The sequence below is a fragment of the Pseudomonas sp. SIMBA_068 genome, from assembly GCF_046534705.1.
GTDB classification, from domain to species: domain Bacteria; phylum Pseudomonadota; class Gammaproteobacteria; order Pseudomonadales; family Pseudomonadaceae; genus Aquipseudomonas; species Aquipseudomonas putida.
In genome coordinates, this window is record NZ_JAWRYI010000044.1 from 1 (window position 1) to 561 (window position 561).

The 561-nt window shown below is 47.4% G+C and carries 1 protein-coding gene and 1 rRNA gene; one reads left to right on the top strand and one right to left on the bottom strand.

Going from position 1 to position 561, the window contains the following annotated elements; all coding sequences use genetic code 11:
• Positions 1-216 (bottom strand): 23S ribosomal RNA (locus SB756_RS28055); the annotation flags it as partial.
• Between the two features lie 111 nt (positions 217-327).
• On the opposite strand from SB756_RS28055, the gene SB756_RS28060 reads away from it, so the two are divergent.
• Positions 328-561: hypothetical protein (locus SB756_RS28060; protein WP_410912747.1), on the top strand; the 234-nt coding region annotated here is incomplete at its 3' end.

Consider the following 561-nt stretch of genomic DNA (forward strand, 5'->3'; position numbering starts at 1 on the left):
TCCTCAGGGTACTTAGATGTTTCAGTTCCCCTGGTTCGCCTCTTGCACCTATGTATTCAGTACAAGATAACCAGCTTGTGCTGGCTGGGTTCCCCCATTCAGAGATCTCTGGATCACAGTCTGTTTGCCGACTCCCCAAAGCTTATCGCAGGCTACCACGTCTTTCATCGCCTCTGACTGCCAAGGCATCCACCGTATGCGCTTCTTCACTTGACCATATAACCCCAAGCAATCTGGTTATACTGTGAAGACGACATTCGCCGAAAATTCGCACGTTGCTCTTTCGAGCAGAACTCACAAATTTTACCTTAGCCTGATCCACCAGCAGTGAAACTGGTGTTCAGTCTATTTCTATCACATATCCGAATTTTTAAAGAACGATCTGACAAAAGTCAGAAATCAACATTCGAAGCGAATGCTCATTTCCAAGTTCTGATCAGGAACAACGCGAGGCCTGCAGAAGGCCTTGATCGTCTTTTACAAAGAATCAAGCAATTCGTGTGGGAGCTCATCAGCAGGCTGATGTCGTCGATTAAGGAGGTGATCCAGCCGCAGGTTCCC